This window comes from Hymenobacter sp. BRD128 (genome assembly GCF_013256625.1).
GTDB lineage: Bacteria > Bacteroidota > Bacteroidia > Cytophagales > Hymenobacteraceae > Hymenobacter.
Window position 1 is genome coordinate 3,685,127 of sequence record NZ_CP053908.1, and the last position, 18,342, is coordinate 3,703,468.

Annotated in this window: 17 protein-coding genes; 10 read left to right on the forward strand and 7 right to left on the reverse strand. The window is 61.6% G+C overall.

What is annotated here, in order from left to right; translation table 11 throughout:
- Positions 1-51: 51 nt before the first annotated feature.
- The 5 genes from GKZ68_RS16355 (at position 52) to GKZ68_RS16375 (ending at position 2,913) form a co-directional block, all read left to right on the forward strand.
- Entirely contained in the window at positions 52-645 is a 594-nt protein-coding gene (locus tag GKZ68_RS16355) for a GNAT family N-acetyltransferase (RefSeq protein WP_173116645.1), read from the forward strand.
- Positions 620-1,036 (forward strand): diacylglycerol kinase family protein, encoded by a 417-nt coding sequence (locus tag GKZ68_RS16360; RefSeq protein WP_254244041.1) that lies wholly within the window; start codon positions 620-622, stop codon positions 1,034-1,036. The genes GKZ68_RS16355 and GKZ68_RS16360 overlap by 26 nt, the downstream gene beginning before the upstream one ends.
- 65 nt (positions 1,037-1,101) lie before the next feature.
- On the forward strand, positions 1,102-1,560 hold the full coding sequence (locus tag GKZ68_RS16365) for a hypothetical protein (protein ID WP_173116647.1): 459 nt from the start codon (positions 1,102-1,104) through the stop codon (positions 1,558-1,560).
- Positions 1,561-1,705: 145 nt separating this feature from the next.
- Positions 1,706-2,197 carry a DinB family protein gene (locus GKZ68_RS16370; RefSeq protein ID WP_173116649.1) on the forward strand — a complete coding sequence of 164 codons (492 nt, stop codon included), beginning with the start codon at positions 1,706-1,708 and terminating at the stop codon, positions 2,195-2,197.
- 104 nt (positions 2,198-2,301) lie between these two features.
- The gene (locus GKZ68_RS16375) at positions 2,302-2,913 is read left to right on the forward strand and encodes a thioredoxin family protein (protein WP_173116651.1); all 612 of its coding nucleotides are present in this window, start codon (positions 2,302-2,304) and stop codon (positions 2,911-2,913) included.
- Positions 2,914-2,940: 27 nt separating this feature from the next.
- On the opposite strand, the gene GKZ68_RS16380 is transcribed toward GKZ68_RS16375, so the two are convergent.
- From GKZ68_RS16380 to GKZ68_RS16405, 6 genes are all read right to left on the reverse strand, one after another.
- Positions 2,941-3,786 carry a DUF4382 domain-containing protein gene (locus GKZ68_RS16380; protein ID WP_173116653.1) on the reverse strand — a complete coding sequence of 282 codons (846 nt, stop codon included), beginning with the start codon at positions 3,784-3,786 and terminating at the stop codon, positions 2,941-2,943.
- Positions 3,787-3,890: 104 nt separating this feature from the next.
- Positions 3,891-6,926, reverse strand: a complete 3,036-nt coding sequence (locus tag GKZ68_RS16385) for an AsmA-like C-terminal region-containing protein (RefSeq protein ID WP_173116655.1) — start codon at positions 6,924-6,926, stop codon at positions 3,891-3,893.
- A gap of 181 nt (positions 6,927-7,107) precedes the next feature.
- A complete protein-coding gene (locus tag GKZ68_RS16390) occupies positions 7,108-8,721 on the reverse strand; it encodes a carboxylesterase/lipase family protein (RefSeq protein ID WP_173116657.1) in 1,614 nt (537 codons plus the stop codon).
- A gap of 107 nt (positions 8,722-8,828) precedes the next feature.
- Complete coding sequence (gene htpG, locus GKZ68_RS16395) at positions 8,829-10,658, reverse strand: molecular chaperone HtpG (protein ID WP_173116659.1); 1,830 nt, start codon at positions 10,656-10,658, stop codon at positions 8,829-8,831.
- A 113-nt stretch (positions 10,659-10,771) separates the two neighbouring features.
- Positions 10,772-11,239 carry a hypothetical protein gene (locus GKZ68_RS16400; protein WP_173116661.1) on the reverse strand — a complete coding sequence of 156 codons (468 nt, stop codon included), beginning with the start codon at positions 11,237-11,239 and terminating at the stop codon, positions 10,772-10,774.
- Positions 11,240-11,367: 128 nt separating this feature from the next.
- Positions 11,368-11,883 (reverse strand): hypothetical protein, encoded by a 516-nt coding sequence (locus GKZ68_RS16405; protein ID WP_173116663.1) that lies wholly within the window; start codon positions 11,881-11,883, stop codon positions 11,368-11,370.
- A gap of 241 nt (positions 11,884-12,124) precedes the next feature.
- Here GKZ68_RS16405 and GKZ68_RS16410 point away from each other — a divergent pair, with 241 nt between their 5' ends.
- The 5 genes from GKZ68_RS16410 (at position 12,125) to GKZ68_RS16430 (ending at position 16,953) form a co-directional block, all read left to right on the forward strand.
- Positions 12,125-12,454 carry a hypothetical protein gene (locus GKZ68_RS16410; RefSeq protein ID WP_173116665.1) on the forward strand — a complete coding sequence of 110 codons (330 nt, stop codon included), beginning with the start codon at positions 12,125-12,127 and terminating at the stop codon, positions 12,452-12,454.
- Positions 12,455-12,719: 265 nt separating this feature from the next.
- Positions 12,720-15,194, forward strand: coding sequence for a TonB-dependent receptor (locus GKZ68_RS16415; RefSeq protein ID WP_173116667.1), 2,475 nt, complete (start codon positions 12,720-12,722; stop codon positions 15,192-15,194).
- A 139-nt stretch (positions 15,195-15,333) separates the two neighbouring features.
- Complete coding sequence (locus tag GKZ68_RS16420; RefSeq protein ID WP_173116669.1) at positions 15,334-15,894, forward strand: RNA polymerase sigma factor; 561 nt, start codon at positions 15,334-15,336, stop codon at positions 15,892-15,894.
- 4 nt (positions 15,895-15,898) lie between these two features.
- Positions 15,899-16,165, forward strand: coding sequence for a hypothetical protein (locus GKZ68_RS16425; protein WP_173116671.1), 267 nt, complete (start codon positions 15,899-15,901; stop codon positions 16,163-16,165).
- An 89-nt stretch (positions 16,166-16,254) separates the two neighbouring features.
- A complete protein-coding gene (locus GKZ68_RS16430; RefSeq protein ID WP_173116673.1) occupies positions 16,255-16,953 on the forward strand; it encodes an ATP-dependent Clp protease proteolytic subunit in 699 nt (232 codons plus the stop codon).
- Positions 16,954-17,069: 116 nt separating this feature from the next.
- Here GKZ68_RS16430 and GKZ68_RS16435 read toward each other — a convergent pair whose 3' ends face one another.
- The gene (locus tag GKZ68_RS16435; RefSeq protein ID WP_173116675.1) at positions 17,070-18,227 is read right to left on the reverse strand and encodes a zinc dependent phospholipase C family protein; all 1,158 of its coding nucleotides are present in this window, start codon (positions 18,225-18,227) and stop codon (positions 17,070-17,072) included.
- Between the last annotated feature and the right edge of the window lie 115 nt (positions 18,228-18,342).

An 18,342-nucleotide genomic window follows, 5' to 3' on the forward strand; every position in this document is an offset into this window, starting at 1 on the left:
CGGGCGCGGTTTTTTTGCATCTTTGCGGCCTATCATTCTGCCTGCTGCGCCATGGATTTCACCCAAAACCTCGTCCTGGAAAACAGCCGCGTGCGCCTGCGCCCACTCGACACCGCCGATTTTGAGGACCTAAAGGCCATTGCCTTCGAGCCCGCTATCTGGGAATACACTATTACCCGCGCCGACGACGCCCTGAGCCTGGCCGACTACCTGGCCCAGGCCGTGAGCGACCGCCAGGCGGGCCGCCGCTACGCTTTTGTTCTCATTGATAGGGCTAGCGGGCGGCTGGCGGGCAGCACCAGCTACTACAACGTGGACCCCGACAACCAGAAGCTGAGCATCGGCTATACCTGGGTGGGCACCGATTTTCAGCGCACCGGCCTCAACCGCGCGGCCAAGCACCTGCTGCTGGCCCACGCCTTCGACCAGCTGAACTACGAGCGGGTGGAACTCGAAACCGACAGCCGCAACCACAAGTCGCAAACGGCCATGCGCCGCATGGGTGCCACCGAGGAAGGCACCCTGCGCAGCCACCGCCTCACGCAGGGCAACTACCGACGCGACACGGTGATTTTCAGCATCATCCGCCCCGAATGGCCCGAGCTGCGCCGCACCACTTTTGCCGAGTTCGACGTCCGTGGCTAGCCCCCTGCCGCCCGGCCAGCCGGGCCTGCTGCGCCGCCGCGCGGCCAGCTTTGGGCACGCCTTTCGGGGCGTGGGGGCGGCGCTGCGGTCCGAGCTGCACTTGCAGTTTCACGCCGTGGCCTCGGTACTGGCACTGGGGCTGGGGCTTTATGTAAAGCTCACGGGCATCGAGTGGGCGCTGGTGGCACTAGCGGTGGCCGGCGTGTGGGCCGCCGAGCTATTCAACACGGCCATCGAAACGCTCACCAATCTGGTGTCGCCCGAGTATCACCCCCTGGCCGGCAAAGCCAAAGATGTGGCCGCCGGCGCCGTGCTGCTGGCGGCACTCGGGGCGCTGGCGGTGGGCGCGCTGGTGTTTGGCCCCCGGCTTTGGGCCCTGTGGCCGCGCTAACTATTGCGCGCGGGTTGGCGTAAGCAGAGCTGATATTTATGCCGACTTTTTTACTTACCGCCCCTATGCGCCGTTCGCTTATTCCGGTTACCGCGCTAGCCTTGCTGCTGGGCGCCTGCCAGCAAGATGTCGTGGTGAACACCCCCACCACGCCGCCCGCCGAAACCTTTGTGTCGGACGATACCCGCGCCCCTACCAGCACCAATACCGTGGACGCCGTGCCCGCCCGCGATATGCGCCTCGACAGCACCGCCCGGCCCCAATGGCTGCGCAACCGCATCCAGAGCATTCTGGCCACGCGCAAGCGCAACCCAATTATCCGCATCTCACGCTACCAGTACGAGGGCGCAACGGTGTACTACGAAACGGCTCCCTGCTGCGACCAGCAATCGACGCTCTACGATGCGCAAGGCAAAGTGCTGTGCCACCCCGAAGGCGGCATCACGGGCAAGGGCGATGGCAAGTGCGCCAACTTTGAGAAGCGCCGCACCAACGAGCAGCTCGTGTGGCAAGACCCACGGTAAGAAGCAATTAGGAGTTAATAGGCATGAGTCATGAATTGCTTACCCGCACTTGGCCAGCAAGGCTAGCCGTAGCTTTGGCTGCTTGATTCATGAAGTACGACCTCTAACTCATAATTCATACCTCATAATTCATACTTTCAAAGCCATGATTAACACCATCGCCAAGCTTGGCGTTTTTAACGTGTGGGCCAACGAAACGCTGCTGCGCCGCCTCGACTCGTCGGTGGCCGCCGGCCACGACGAGCCAAAGGCCGCGCTGCGCATCTTCAGCCACGTTATCAACGCCCAGGCCATCTGGATTGCCCGCCTCAGCGGCACGGCTAGCCCGCTCAAGGTATGGCAGGAGCACAACCTGGCCGGCCTGCACCACTGGCACGAGCAAACCTCGCAGCGCTTGGCCGAGCTGTGCGCCACCACCGACGAGGCCGAGCTGACCCGCCACATTCAGTACACCAACTCGCAGGGCGATGCCTTCGACTCGCAGGTGAGCGACATCCTGACCCACGCCGTGGTGCACGCCAGCTATCACCGCGGGCAGGTGGCTATCAAGATGCGCGAGGCTGGCCTGGAGCCCGTAAACTCCGACTTTATCACCTACTGCCGCGAGCAGGCCGGCCAGGTGCAGCCGCAATTGTAGGCCGTTGCTTTCTGAGCCGGACTCTTTAGATTTTCACCGTAAAAGCTGCCCCCAGGGGTGGCTTTTACGTTATGGCGCTGTTCCTAACTCATTCGGCCTTACTCATGCTCGCCACTACTGCCCCCGTGCTCACCGCCGACCAGCTAGCTACTGGCCTCACTTACCCTGCCTACCGCCAACACATCAGCGAGGTGCTCGCCACGCCAACGCCCGATGAAACCCTGGCCAAGCTGCTGCCGCACTACCGTGAAAACGTGGCGCGCATCGACCGCATTGAGCCTACCGTCAGCATTTTACCCGAGCTGCAGGCGGCGCTGCACAAGCTCACCGGGCACTACATCTGGGCCATTATCACCGAAGGCTGGTGCGGCGACGCCTCCCAGACCGGCCCCATCCTAGAGGCAGTGGCCCGGGCTAGCGGCGGCCACTTCGAAACGCGTTATTTTCTGCGCGACTCGCATCCCGACTTTATCGATAAGTACCTCACCAACGGCGGCCGGGCCATCCCGATTGCCGTGCTGCTGCACGCCGACACCCTCACCGAAGCAGCCGTATGGGGGCCGCGCCCGGCCCCGCTGCAAGCTATCCTGCACGACCTGAAAGCGCGCGAAACGCCCTTCAGGGAAATCGTGCCCCAGGTGCAGGCCTGGTACGACCACGACGCTACCCGCACTACCCAGCACGAACTACTGGCGCTGGTGCAAAAGCTGAGCTAGCCCTTCTTACAAAAAAGGCTAGGATGCTTAATTAAGCGCCGTTACGCCCAGGTCGGTTATCTGGTCGTTGGTCACGGTTATGCCGGGGCGCACCACGGCTTTATAAGCTGGCTGGCCAGCCGGGACCACCGTGGTTGGGAAAAACTGCACCTGATACGTACCAGCCGCCAGGCCATTGAGCTGGTAAGCGCCCGAGGCATCGGCAAACGTGCTCACTGTGTCGGGCCCCGTGATGGCGGCCCGGATGGCCAGCACCTGCGGCCGGGCAGCGGCCGGGCTCACGGTGCCGCGCAGGCCACCGCGCAGGTCCTGCGCCACCAGCCGAATGACCGGCTTGAGCAAGTAGCGCCCCTTTTTGTCGTTGCTCACCCTCCAGTTGCCGCGCTCCACGATGGATTTAGCCACGTCGAAATCCAGCAGCAGCTGGTAGGTCGAGCCGGCTGCCAGCGTCACTTTATCCAATTTCAGCTTCACGCCCGAGGTCTGGCCGCTGGGCGTTTTGAGAGCATACTGCTGGCCGTCGGTGCCTACCACGTAGCTGTTGGGCCCCAAAATGAGGCGGACTTCTTTGAGGTTGCCGGGCGCAAAATCAGTGCTCACCAGCAGCGCCGACTTGCCATTCACGTAGTCGAGCACGTTCACCGCCTGCGGCGTGAAGGCCAGCGTTTGCCAGCCGCTAGGGTCGTTTTCGTCTTTAAGATGCACCTCAACCTGCTGCACATCAAGCACTGCGGCGTTAAAATTACCCGGCGCGTCAGTCAGGCGCACTTCCAGCTTGGCCGCGCTGGCGTTGGCAGTATCAGTGTTTTTTGAGCAGCCAGCCAGGGCTAGCGAAGCGGCTGCCGCCAAGTGCAAGAGACGATAAGTGGTCATAGAAAAGAGACTAGAGACGTAAAAAGGCCCGGTCAACCTTTCGGTTGCCGGGCCTGCTTCCTCAAAAACGCTGCCAAGTATGGCCGCACTTACTTCAAAATATCCTACTTTTTCGTAGTGTCGGCCGGCACCGGGGCGGGTGCGGCGGCTTTCTTCCGGCCACCAAACAGGCTGTTCAGGCCCGCGCCGATGGCTTGCCTGGCCTTCTCCTGGGCCTCCAGCTTCTTCTTCTGAATTTCGAGTTGCAGTTGTTCCTGCGAGGTTTGCTGCGCAGTGGCAGTCGCCTTTTGCGTGCTGTCGGTTTTCGCCTTGTTCTTGTTGGCTAGCCCAATGAGCGCGTCGGTGAGCTTGGTTTTCACCACGTTGGTCACGATGGCTTTGCCCTGGTCCTTGAGGCTGCCGCTGGTCAGCTTCACCACCGGACTCGTGATGCTGCCGCCGATGTTGAGGCCCAGCGTCACGCGGTCGGTACCCTGAATATTCTGCACGCCCGTGAGCTGCGTGAGCTTGCTGCTCAGGGCGCTACCCAGCTTGCCGGTGGGCGCGTTGATGGCCGTGACGTAGGAGAGCAATCCGGCCAGGCTGTTTGAGCCGCCCACCGTCATTTTCACGTCGCCGATGGTCAGGTCGAAGGGCTTCACCAGGAAGTTGCCGTTCACAATCTGGGCGTCCACAATCTTGTTCAGCACTTGCAGGTTCTTGAGTTCGGGCAGCGTGGTGAGGCTTGAAATCTGCGACATTACCGGCGACTGCAACACGCTGGCTTTCACGATGTCAAACAAGCCTTTACCGGTGAGCGTGCTCAGCTTGGGCAGCATATCCTGGCCCATCTCGCCGCTCACGCTGAAGTTGGTGCCAAAAATGCCCTGCACCTGCGAAGCCAGCGGCACCAGCGCCTTGATGGTGTTGAATGAGGCAAACGCTTTCTGAAAATCAAGGTTCTTGATGTTCAGCCCCAGGTCAAACTTGGGGTGCGCCAAGTCCTGGGTGTTGTAGCTACCGGTGGTGCCGAAGGTGGCCCCCAGCGTGTTAAAAGTTAGGTTTTGGAGCGTCGCCACTTCGTTCTTCACCGTCACGGTGCCGCTGGCATTATTCAGCTTCAGGTTGTCATACGTCACGTTGTCGGCCTTGCTGTTCAGCACCAGGTCGAAGAACTTTGGAATCGGCACCACGCCGCTAGCCTTGGCCGGGGCGGCCTTGCCGGCGGCGGTCGATTTCTCACTTACCGGGTCCACCATAAACTCGTTCACGTTGAAGTTGTGCGAGGTCACATTCATCGTACCGCGCAGCGGCTGGCCGGGCGTGAAGAGGTAGCCCAGGTAGTTGCTCACCGTGCCGTTGGCGGCAAAATCGGAGGTGCCGGCCGTGCCGTTAAGCTGCTGAATCACAATCTGGTTGTTATTAAACGTCCCGGCCGCGCTGCTGATGCTCACGCCCTGCGGCAGGTCTTTGCTCCGGTAGGTCACGTTGCGGGCCTGCACCGTGCCGCTAGCCTTCACGTTCTGGTAGCGGCCGGCTTCTACATCGGCCATGTTGCCGGCGGCGGCCACGTTGCCGCTCACGCGGCCCGTCACGGTCATACCCTGGAGCGGGAAGATTTTGGTGATTTTAGTGAGGTCCACCGTGCCCTTCACGTTGGCGTCGAAGATGGGCGAGTTAATGTTGTGGGCCGTGAGGCGGCCGTCGAGCGGCTCGCCCTCCAGCACCATGTGAAACTGCGGCAGGCTCACGTAGGTATCGTTCACCTGGCCGGTCGAGTTCATCACCGTGCCGCTCAGGTTAATATCCTCAATCGGCGCCGGAAATTTGTTCGATTTCAGGTAGCCGTTGGTCATTTTAATCGCGGCATTCACCACCGGCATCTGGGTTTTCGAGTAAGTGCCCTTGCCGGTAGCATCCACGAAAAGCTGGCCGCGGGCCGTGACGCCGGCGACGGGGTACACTTTCAGCGCCTCGGCCAGGTTCACGTTAGCTTTCACGCGGCCGTCTACCTTCATCGGGGCTAGCCCGTCCACGGTCACGTAGCCATCCACGGGGTTAGTGCCCAGGTCGAGGTGAAACTTCGACACGTTGACTTTCACGTTGTTGGTAAAGCCCGAGGGGTTGTCCACCACCATCGCCACGTTGATATTCCGGGCCTCCTGCGGCAGCTGCGGGTACTTGAAGCGGCCGTTGGCCACGGTCAGGTTCACGCCGTAGCCGGGCATGCGCAGCTTGTTTTGCACGCCCTTGTAGTAGCCATTGAAGGCCACCTGCCCGCTCGCCTGCACGTCCTTAAACTGGGCATTGAACACGCCCGGCACCAGGCTCAGGATGTTCTTGAAGTCGGTTTGCAGCGCCTTGAAGGTGATATCATACGTGATATCCGTGGCATTGGGCAGGCCAATGGCACCCGCGAAGCCAAACGGAAAGTCGTTGAGCTTCACCCGGTTTTCCTTGAACGTGTACAGGTTCTTGTTCAGGTCCATCTCCATGGCCACGTCGGCATTCACTTGCTTATCCGTCAGGTAATCAATGCCGTTGTAGTTGGCCGTGAGCTTATCGATGGTCGTGTTCGAGGTCAGGTCAAACACGTTCTTCGTAAAATCGCCCTTGCCGGTGTGGTTCACGCCGCGCGCATCGAAGCTGAACGGGATGCTGCGGTCGTCGTAGCGCAGGCGGCCATCGGTCACCTCCCAGCCCCGAATGGCCAGGTTTACCTGGCTCGTATCCTGGCCTTTAGCCGCGGCGGCCGAATTCGAAATCAGGATATTCCAGTTGGCTAGCCCGCTCTTGAGCACTTTGATGGAGAACTCGGGCCGGTCGAGCGCCACGCTTTTCACGTCAATCTGCTGGCCTTTGATAACGGTCATCAAATCGAGCCCCACCTTCAGGTCGGGCAGGTAGGCCAGCGTGTCGCGGCTGAACGAGTCGAGGCCGATGACGCGCAGGTTTTTGATATCGAGCCCCAAATCAGGAAAAGTGCTGAGCAGCGTCACGCCGATATCGGCGGGGTTGTACTGCACCTTGGCCCGCACGCGCTGGGCTATCTGCTTGTCGGCCAGCGCCCGCAGCTTGTCTTTGAACAGAAAGGGCGCGGCGGCCAGCGCCACCACCAGCAGCACCACAAACGCCAGAAAACCAAGCAGAATCTTACGCATAGCAAGAGAATAATTTAGACTCCGGGCAAAAATACGCGCCCACTTAACCCAGCTTAACGCGAAAATGAAGCCGAATGCACCCTAGCCCGGCATTTTTTCTACGAACACCAGAACTTCATCCACTAAAACGCCCCGCTGCCGGGCGGCAGTGGGGCGTTTTAGTGGATTGAAACAACTACTGCTATTTCCCCGCGTGCTGCTCCAAAAACTGGTAGCGCGCGCGCGTCTGGTCGGCTTCGGCCTGGGTAGTCACGTCGAGGCGCAGAAACTGGCCGCCCTGCTGGCTAGCCGCCGGCCAGGTGGGCAGGCCAGCGCCGTTGGGGTTGCCGGTTTTAATGAAATTGACGAAGTAACCCTGCATGGTTTTCGACACCTTATAATCATCAGGCGTCCAGGCAAATACTTTGTTAGTGGGCAGGTTGCCCAGCGCATATTCAATCTCGGCCGAATGCACGGCGCCTTTGGCGGGCGGCGCGGGGCTAGCGGCGCCCGTGCCCTTGGTGACGCCGCCGGCCAGGTTGGCGGTGGCGTTGCCCATTTCGGGCGTCATGGCCGGGCGCGGGCGGGCGTAGAGGTAGCGGTACACCGGCTGGCCACCGGTCTGAATTTGGGCATCGGCCAGTTTCCAGGTGCTGTAGGCGATGAAGCGGTCGCCGGCCAGGTCGGTGGCGGCCTGCTCGGCCTGCGCGTCGGTGGCGGCGGGGTAGAGGCGCTCGATATCCGCCGCTTGCTCGCCGTATAGCTTTTGCAAGGCCGCCCGGTAGTTTTCCGCAGTAGGCGCGGCCGGACCGAGCACCATTTGGTAGGCCATCTCCTGCGAGTTCCAACCCACCAGCAGGGGCACGTGCGCCTGCTGACCAGCGGCAAAGATTTCGGTGGGCTGCCGCGGCAGGAAGTAGCCGTCTACGTTGGTTGAGAAGCGCGGCGCGCCCTGCTTGCCGCTAGCCTCCAACAGCTGCTGGGCCGGCAGCGCCCGCAGCGCCGCCAGCGAGTTAGCGCCCACGGTGGCAGCAAAGGCCCCGCCGGTTTGCTCGGCCTGGGCCAGGGTAGGCAGCGGCTGCAAGCCTAGCAGCGACCCACTTTCGCCAATGGCGCCGACTATTAGTCCCTTGGCGAGCGGCGACGCCATCTGGGCGCTCACCGAAAAGGAGCCCGCCGATTCGCCCCCAATCGTAATGTGCCGGGGGTCGCCCCCAAAAGCGGCGATATTTTGCTTTACCCACTGAATAGCAGCGGCCTGGTCGAGCAGGCCGTAGTTGCCCGAGGCATGGTTGGGCGATTCCTTGGTCAGCTCGGGGTGGGCCATGAAGCCAAACACCCCTAGCCGATAATTCACGGTCACGGTTACGATGCCTTTTTGGGCCAGGCTCTCGCCGTCGTAGCGTGGCTCCGAGCCATCGCCGGCCACGAAGCCGCCGCCGTAGAAATACACCAGCACCGGCCGCTTTTCCTGGCTAGCCTTGGCGCCGGTCCACACGTTGAGGTAGAGGCAGTCCTCGCTCACGCCGTTTGAGCGAAAATTCATGTCGCCAAACAGCGGCAGCTGCATGGCGCGCGGGCCAAACTGCGTGGCCGGGCGCACATTCTTCCAGGCCGGGGTGGGCTGAGGTTCGCGCCAGCGCAGATTGCCTACCGGCGGCGCGGCGTAGGGCACTCCTTTAAAGGTGTGAATGCCAGCAGTAGTGAGGCCGCCTTGCAGCATCCCGCCCGCTACGCGAACACGACTGTGAGCAAGGTCTTGCGCCAGCAACGTGGTGGCCAGCAGCAGGGTGGGAAAAAGAAAGAATATTTTCATAGTGGCAAGGTAGCTGCCAGGCCTTTGGCCCCACTGCCAGGCACCAAAAAAAGTCCCCGCTACCCTGAGGTAGCGGGGACTTTCGGCCTGCAACAATCCTGAAGCTGCTACAGCAGCTCGGTGCTGCGCTTCACGAAGGCCGTCAGCGCCTCGCCTTTTAGCAGGCCCTGGGCTAGCAGGGCCAGGTCGAAGGCCTGCTTGGCGATGGTGTCGCCGCCATCGGCCAGCACCTTGGTTACGAGCGGGCTGTTGGCGTTCACGGTCACGTCAAACGAGTCGGGCATGTTGCCGAACATCTGCATGCCGCCCCCGCCACCGGTGCGCTGCATGTCCTTCATGCGGCGCATAAATTCGTTTTGGGTAATCACCACCGGCGCATCCTGCGGCGACAAGGCCGCCACTTTGACGTGCATCGCCGGGTTGCTGATAGCCCCCTGAAACACTTCTTCCAGCTTCTTCTGGTCGTCCTCGCTCAGCACGCTGGCCGGGGCTTCTTCCTTCTCAATGAGCTGGCTAGCCGTGGCCGAGTCCACGCGCTTAAACGTGGTTTTCTCCAATTTTTGCTCCAGCAGCCCAATGAAGTGGGCATCGAGCACCTGGTCCATATTCAGCACGTCGTAGCCCCGCTCCTGAGCCGCCGCCACGAAGCCGTGCTGCGCCTCGGCATCGGTGGTGTAAAGCACCACGGTGTTGTCGTTCTTGTCTTTCTGGCTAGCCTGCACGTGCTCAGTGTACTCAGTGAGCGTGTAGAGCTTGCCATCCACGCTTTTCAACAACACGAAGTCCTTGGCGCGCTCATAAAACTTGTCGTCCGAGAGCATGCCGTATTTCACAAATAGCCCAATATCAGCCCATTTCTCCTCGTAGCCGGCGCGGTCCTTCCGGAAAAGCTCGGCTAGCTTGTCGGCTACCTTGCGGGTGATGTAGGTGTTGATTTTGCGCACGTTGGCGTCGGCTTGCAAGAAGCTGCGCGACACGTTCAGCGGAATATCCGGCGAGTCAATCACGCCGTGCAGCAGCATCAAAAACTCGGGCACCACATCCTTCACCTCGTCGGTGATAAACACCTGGCGCGAGTAGAGCTGAATCTTGTTGCGCGAGAATTGCAACTCGTCTTTCACCTTCGGGAAGTACAAGATGCCCGTCAGGTTAAACGGGTAGTCCACGTTCAGGTGAATCCAGAACAGCGGCTCGTCCATGCTCATCGGGTACAGCTCGCGGTAAAACTTCTTGTAGTCCTCGTCGGTCAGGTCGGCCGGCTGCTTGGTCCAGATGGGCGTAGTGTCATTAACCAACTGCCCCTCAAACTCAATCGGCACTGGTAAAAACTTGCAGTACTTCTCCAGAATGGTCCGCAGCCGGGCCTCTTCCAGAAACTCGTCCGAATCTTCGGCCACGTGCAGCACCACGTCGGTGCCGCGCTCGGCCTTGGCGTGTTCGCCGGTCGGCTCGTCGAGGGTGTACTGGGTCGAGCCGTCGCAGGTCCAGTGCGCGGTCAGGGTATCTTCCTTATACGACTTCGACCAGATTTCTACTTCCTTCGACACCATGAAGGCCGAGTAAAAACCCAGACCGAACTGTCCGATTATCTGGTCTTTCGCCTGGGCATCCGTCTCCTTGTACTTCTCTACAAACTCGGTGGCGCCGGAGAAGGCAATCTGGTTGATGTACTTCTTGATTTCGTCGGCCGTCATACCCAGGCCGTGGTCCGACACCGTGATTTTGCGCGCCTCTTTATCCACCGTCACGCGCACCTTCAGTTCGCCCAGCTCACCCTTAAATTCGCCCTGGCGGGCCAGGCTTTGCAGCTTCTGGGTGGCATCGACGGCGTTGCTGACCAGCTCGCGCAGAAAAATCTCGTGGTCAGAATACAAGAACTTCTTAATAATCGGGAAGATGTTCTCGGTATGGATGGAAATAGAGCCGGTTTCAGACATGGGACTAGCAAAAGGTTGAAAAACAATAAAAGGCTGACTAACAGGCAGCGCCCGTCAATCAGCCCAGTAGTTCAAAGGCTATTCCAATGCCTGGCTGGCTGCCAGGTTGGCAGTTAGTCGGAGTGCCCCGGCCGGCCGTAGGGTGGGCGGGGCTCGGCTACCTCGTCGGTAGTGGGGGCCAGCGCGCCGCAGCTGCCAGCCCACTCGCGCAAGAGCGCCGGCAGGCGGGGCGAGTCGTCGGTGAGCCAGGCCAGGGCTGCCTCAGGCTGGGCAAAAAACTGCACATCGAACCGGATGTTCATTGCCGAAGCGGCTAGCACTCCTTCTACCACCTGCTGGTTGTAGATGCGCCGGGCCGAGAGTACCACTACTACCTGCTTTAGCGGCAGCTTGAGTAGGGCCGGCATAAAATTGGTGCTAAGCCAAATTTGGTCATATACCGGAATATCGGGCATCGCATTTAGCTCCAGCACTATCCGGCCCGCTTCCAATTGCGTAATCACGCTTTGCAGCTGCGTGAAGGCTTGCTGAAAATAGCGCATGTTGCGACCAGCCACCCAGGCCACTCGCACCAAATCCAACGGTTTATCAAACTGAACGCAAAGTTCAGCTATTGAGCTGATAATCATAAATTTATTTTCCAGCTTCACCATGTTTTAACGGCTGCCGAGTCGTCGATGTCACAGTGAAGCGGCACACATACGCAAAACTATTTGATTTGGTCGGCTTGGTGTGAAAAAAATTTGATTTTTCCGGGTTGCTGCACCCGGCGATATTCCGCTTCTTCGAGCACCCCGGGCAGCTTGTCGCCAACCAGAAACTCCATTACCAGCCGGCGGCGGCTTAACTGCACCATTTCTTGGCGGTCGAACGACGAGCCGCCCTGCGTGCCGGGGCTTTGCGCCAGTAGGGTTTTACCCTTAACGGCGCACGTGCCGGTTTTGATGCGGGCAGGCTGCCCCAGAAACTGGCAGGTGCCGCCGGGCTGCAACTCAACTACCAGATGCGGCGTGCCGCCGGTCATTTCCCGCTTCAGCTCGGCCATTTCGGGGTTATCCATGCGTGCTAAAATGTCGGGCGGCACGGTTTGGTTTGCCACAAAGCTGCCTTGGCGCATCGCCCACTGCCCCGGCAACAGGGCCGGCACCCGGGCATGTGCCACGTCCAGCCGCAGCAAGCTCAGCGGCAATACAAACAACTGCCAGCGAGTGGGATAAACCAACATTAGGAGATGCGGCAACGTAATAGCGGGCAGCAAGATACACCCCGCGTTTACTAATTTATCCAGGGGCCGGCGCTAGCCGCCAGCCGGGTCTACTGCCCCCGGCGCAATTTATTTTGTAACTACGTTGCAATTAGAATGCAGATTTCGCTTTTGCCCCCCGTACTTTTGCCTGGCCGATGCAACCATTTTGCCCCGGCGGCCTCCTTTCTACTGCTTACCTAGCGTTACTGTGTTGCGGCCCGTGCTTCGCCCTTACCTCGCCTTGTTGCTGCTGCTCTGCCTGCTGCGGACGCTGCTGCCCGAAGCATGGGTGCTGGCTTTGCACCGCCACGCCCACACCACCGAGGCAGCGGCCACCCGCCAACGCACTGACCACGAGCTGCTAGGCCCCCGCCACACGCATTGCCACACCGAAACGTTTTACAGCGTGTCTTTTGCGCCGGCCCTGCCGGTGCGCCTGCCGCAGCCTCGGGTGCAGGTCATTTACCGGCCGCTGGTGGTGCCGGCACAGCTGGCCGCCTCGGCGGTAGCCTTGCGGGGCACGGCGTTGCGCGGCCCACCGCAGGCCTAGCGAGTGCCCGGACGCAACCTTTTTATTTTTTTCAAGCCTTTCGCTTACCACTCAGCTTTATTGCTGAGTGAAAGTTATTTGCTACCTAGCCTTGCGCGGCCAGGGGCTCCGGTTTTTTCTCTGGTTTGGTTTTAGAGAAAATGCAGACAGGCCCTGGCCGTTGGCCGGGGCTTGTTTGCGGAGCCCGCCTACGTGGTGAGTAAGTAACAGCTAGCCGGCTTAGGCTAGCGGCGCGAAAGTCCTTCCTTTTCATTTCGCGGTTTTTATGCTTCGTACCTCTTCAGCAGTGGTGGTAGCCAGCACGCTAGCCTTTTCTTTTTCGGCAGCGGGCCAGGTAGCGCCCGTTGTGGCGCCGGCCCGCACGCGGGCGGCGGCCACGTTTGGCGGGCGCCTCACCGATGCGGCTACCGGCCAGGCGCTGCCCGGCGCCAACGTCATTTTTCCCGACCTCAAGCAGGGCACGGCCACCGATGCCGATGGCCATTTCAATTTTAATAATTTACCCCGGGGCCGGTTTCTAGTGCAGATAACTTCGCTAGGGTATAATACTGTCAATCAGACAGTAGACACTGGCAGCGGCCAGCCGCTCGACCTCAAGCTGACGCCGGCGGCCACCGAAATCGGCCAGGTGGTGGTCACGGGCGTGAGCCAGGCCACCGAACTGCGCCGCTCGCCAGTGCCCACCACGGTTATCGACCGCACCCGGCTCAATCAAACGTCATCGACCAACGTCATTGACGCCATTGCCCACACGCCGGGCGTGAGCCAGATTACGACCGGGGCGGCCATCAGCAAGCCCGTGGTGCGCGGGCTAGGCTACAACCGCGTGGTGACGCTAAACAATGGCGCCAAGCAGGAAGGCCAGCAGTGGGGCGATGAGCACGGCATTGAGATTGACGAGTTTAGCATCGACCGGGCCGAGATTATCAAGGGGCCGGGCTCCTTGCTCTATGGCTCCGACGCGATGGCGGGCGTCATCAACTTCCTGGCGCCCGACCCCATTGCCGAAGGCCACATTACGGGCACGGCCACGGCCAACTACCAGACCAACAACCGCCAGCAGGGCTACTCGCTCGAAAACGCGGGCAATATCAACGGCCTCAACTGGCTGGTGCGCGGCACCCGCAAGGTGGCCGGCAACTACCAGAACCGCTACGATGGCAAGGTTTTCAACTCGGGCTTTAACGAGTGGGACGCCAACGGCTACGTGGGCCTGAACAAAAGCTGGGGCTACTCGCACTTCACATTCAGCACCTTCAACCAAAACCTGGGCTTGGTGGAAGGCGGGCGCGACAGCCTGAGCGGGCGCTTCGTGCGCGACGTGGCGGTGGGCAACACCGTTGAATCGCGCATCGTGAGCGACGATGAATTGCGCGGCTACGCGCTGGCCGTGCCGCGCCAGCGCATTAACCACCTGCGCTTTGGCACCGACAACAGCTTTATCGTCGGCGACCGGGGCGGCCGGCTAGCCCTGCAGGTGAACTACCAGCAGAACCTGCGCCGCGAATTTGGCGACGTGCTGGCCCCCGACACGCCGCAGCTTTACTTTCAGCTGCGCACCGTGGACTACGCGCTGCGCTACTTCCTGCCCGAGCTTAATGGCTGGAACGTGGCGGTGGGCACCACCGGCCTGCGCCAGCAAAACCGCAACCTGGCCACTAAATTCCTCATTCCGGCCTATGATATGACCGAAGGCGGCGTGTTTGGGGTACTGAAAAAATCGTTTGGCGGCCTCGACCTCAGCGGCGGGCTACGCTACGATGTGCGCCGCATCTCGGCCCAGAGCCTGTACCTCGACGGCGTGACCGAGCAGCCCACCGCACCCACCACGCCGGGCGCCGAAACCAAGTTTCCGGGCTTCCTGAGCACCTTTCAAAATTACAGCGGCAGCCTGGGCGCGGCCTACAACCTGAGCGACCGTCTCACGGTGAAGGCCAACCTATCCAGAGGTTTCCGGGCGCCCAACATTGCCGAGCTGGGGGCCAATGGCGTGCACGAAGGCACTATCCGCTACGAGGTGGGCAATGCCAGCCTCAAGGCCGAAACCAGCCTGCAGGTCGATGCCGGCGTGAGCTACACCAGCGACCACGTGCGCTTCACGGTCGATGCCTTCGAGAACAGCATCAACAACTACATCTTCGAGCAGCGCGTGCTGAACCGGGCGGGCACCGACTCGCTCGTGTCGCGGGGGCCGGACATCGGCTTGTTTAACTACGTGCAGGGCCAGGCGCGGCTGCTGGGCGGCGAGGTCACGCTCGATTTTCACCCCCACCCGCTCGACTGGCTGCACTTCGAAAACTCGTTTTCGATGGTGCGGGCCCGCCAGCTCGACGTGCCCGCCGACCAGCAGTTTCTACCCTTCATCCCGGCCGACCGCCTGCAAAGTGAGCTGCGCGGCAATTTCCGCCGCCAGGGCAAGCGCTTTACGAATATGTACGCCCGCTTTCAGCTGGAGCAGACCTTCGCCCAAAACCGCTACTTCGCCGCCTTCGACACCGAAACGGCCACGCCAGCTTACACCTTATTCAATGCTGGCCTGGGCACCGACGTGGCCGACGCCAGGGGCCGCACGATGTTCTCGCTCTACCTCACGGCCAACAATCTGTTTGACGTGGCCTACCAGAGCCACCTCAGCCGCCTCAAGTACGAGCAGGTTAATTACCTCAGCGGCCGGCGCGGGGTGTACAACATCGGCCGCACGCTGAGCGTGAAAGTGGTAGTGCCGCTGGTTTTTAAGTAGACGGGCCAAGCTAGTAACAGCTACAGTTTCTTCTAAATCACAACCTTAAACCCACCTACCGCCCTAGCCCGGCGGCAGGTGGGTTTTATTTTTGAGAACCCCGGGTGATAGTTGCGCCAAAAATGGATTAACTAGTACCATGTCTGCTACTTCGCTTTCTGACCCGGCCGCCCTGCGGCTAGCCCTGCTGGCCGACCGCGCGCAGGCCCTTGCGCAGCTTTACGCCGGCGCCTTTCCGCTGGTGCGGCGGCACGTGGGCCGCCACGGTGGGTCGGCGCAGGATGCGCAGGACATTTTTCAGGATGCGCTGCTGCTGCTTTATGAGCAGGCCGTGGGCGGCACGCTGGTGCTCACGGCCTCGGCCAGCACCTACCTGGTGGGCATCAGCCGCAACCTCTGGCGCCACGAGCAGCGCCGCCGCGCCCGCCTGCCCCACGAAACCCTGCCCGCCAGCCTGGAGCCGCTCGCCAGCGAGCCGGCCGAAACCGAAGTAGCCGTGCTCGACTACGTGGAGCGGCTGGGCGAGAAATGCAAGCGCATCTTACTGGATTTCTACTACTTCCAGCAGCCGCTAGCCCAGATTACGGCTAGCCACGGCTACGGCAGCGTGCGCTCGGCCACGGTGCAAAAATTCAAGTGCCTGGAGCGGCTGCGCCAATCGGTACGGGCCGCCTTCGGGGCCGAAACCACGTCCGCCTAAGCCTATGCGTCCCGAACTCGAACGCCTCCTGCGCATTGAGCAGCAGCTGCATAGCCCGGCCGCCGAGTGGCAGCTCCAACTGCTGCTGGATGCTGATTTGCAAGCCGATGCCGAGGCGCAGCAACGCCTCTACGCCGGCCTGCGGGCGGCGGGGCGGCACCAGTTGCGGCGCGAGCTAGCCGCTCTGCATACGCGCTTGTATGGCCCGCCCCTTGGCGCGTGGCCGCACCGCATAGCCGCCTGGCTGCGCGGCGCCCTTGGGCTTAACTGATTGATTTCTTGATTTTACGGGCTTTACCCACTTCGTTTAGAAAGCGAAGCTGGCTGCGCCTTGCCTTTTTCAGTATCAAAAACACTACCATGCTTACGCAAGCCGAATTTCGCAAATTTGCCGTGAAGGGCCAGGGGCTCAACGGCCTGGCCGTGGACCAGTACCTACGCCACGCCGAAGGGCTAGCCCGCCCTTATGTGACCAGCATGACCCGCTCGGTAATTGAGGAGCGCCCGCAGAATTTCCGGGAAATCGACGTGTTTTCGCGCCTTATCATGGACCGCATTATCTTTCTGGGCACGGCCGTGGAAGAGACTATCGGCAATATCATCACGGCCCAGCTGCTGTTTCTGGAGTCGGCCGATGCCAAGAAGGATATCCTCTTGTACATCAACTCGCCCGGGGGCTCGGTGTATGCCGGAATGGGCATTTTCGACACCATGCAATATGTGCACCCCGACGTATCGACCATCTGCACGGGGCTGGCGGCTTCGATGGGCGCCTTTTTACTGGCGGGCGGGGCCATCGGCAAGCGCTCGGCGCTGCCGCACGCCCGGGTGATGATTCACCAGCCCAGCGGCGGCGTGCAGGGGCCGTCGGCCGACATTGAAATCACGGCCCGCGAGGTGGTGAAGCTGCGCCACGAGCTGTACAGCATCTACGCCGAGCGCACTGGCAAAACCTACCAGCAGATTCACGACGACTCGGACCGCGACTACTGGATGCGCGCCGACGAAGCCAAAGAATACGGGCTGATTGACGAAGTATTGACGCGCCCAACTACTTAGTAGGCAACCAAATCGCGTAGATATTTACCGATAGGCGAGCTACAAAAAACAAGTAGCGCTAAAGCACTGCGGTAGCTTTTCGGCCGCGGCGCGGGCGGGCTAGTCCCGCCGCGGTGCTACTGCGAGGCGCCATCGGCTAGGGTGGCCGCCAGCGGCGGCGGTGGCAGCGGAAGCCGGGCCTGGGCCAGGCGCGCCGCCCAGGCGGCGGCGGTGCGGTCGGCCAGGGGGTAGTCGGCCGGGCGGCTGGGCTGGCCAGTGTCCAGATTGAGGTCGGCCAGCGGCTCGCCCACGTGCCCGAGCAGCGCCGAGTAGCTACCGAGCGCCGTAGCGAAGCCGGCCCGCATGGTGGCGACGGCCGCAGCAGGCAGCGGGCGGAAGGCCAGCAGCCGGGCTACGCCCAGCCGGGGCAGCGTGGGCACCAGCCACACCAGCAGGCGCATTTGCAGGCTTAGGTGGTCGGCCCGCCGGCCCGCCCGGCAAAAACGGGCCGAGTTGAGGCGCCGGTAATAGGCCAGTTGCTCGGCCAGCGGCAGCTGGCGCACCCGCGCCTGGGGTACATACTGGCTGGCCCGCACGGCTGCCGGCAGCAGCTGCGTGGCCACCAGGCGAAAGGCCGCCAGCCCTTCGGGCACGTGGGGCAGCACCCGGCCCAGGGGCAGCCCGTAGGTGCGTCGAAAGCTGCGCTCCAGCAGCGCCCGGCACACACGCAGGCCAATGCGGGCGTGAAACTCCTCGCTGCGGTAGTGGCCCGCTTGCAGCTCGGCCACGTCGAAGGCAAACTCAACCTGCGTGTGCTGGGCCGGCGCCTGGGCATACGTGAGCGCAGTGCCCGGCGCGGCGGGCAGCTCCGGAAATACCAGCCCGGTTACGGCATTGGTACCCGCCGGGTGGCCGCTGGCATCGGCCGCGTAGTGGCTCAGCGCGCCCAGCGCGAAGGCCAGCTCGTTGCGGTCGCGGGCATCGGCCAGCAAGGCCTCCACAAACTCCCCACTGCGCACATAGTGCGTGAGGTCGGAAAAAAGCGATGCGTTGCCGGGAAAATAGCCCAGGTCCTGGAGCAGCGCGCCCCCGTAGGCGTAGCTGCGGGCCTCGTCGAGCTGGGCCGCGGTGGCGCCGGGGTAGCGCGCCTGAAGCGCCGGCACCAGCCCCCGGGTCCAGCAGGAATCTACTACGGCCAGATGGGCCAGCGCCGAGAAAGCCTCGGCTGGCAGGTTGATTCCCAGCCAGATAATTAGCAGCAGCAGCGGGCTTGGTTTGGCAAAAGATGAACGCATAGCAGCGGGCTGAGTTGAAAATTTGGCAACCAGCCGCTTTTCCCCTTGAGGATACCCTAGCCGCACCGCCCCCCTACGCGCTGCCGAAGATTTATTACCCCAGCTAGCCACTCGC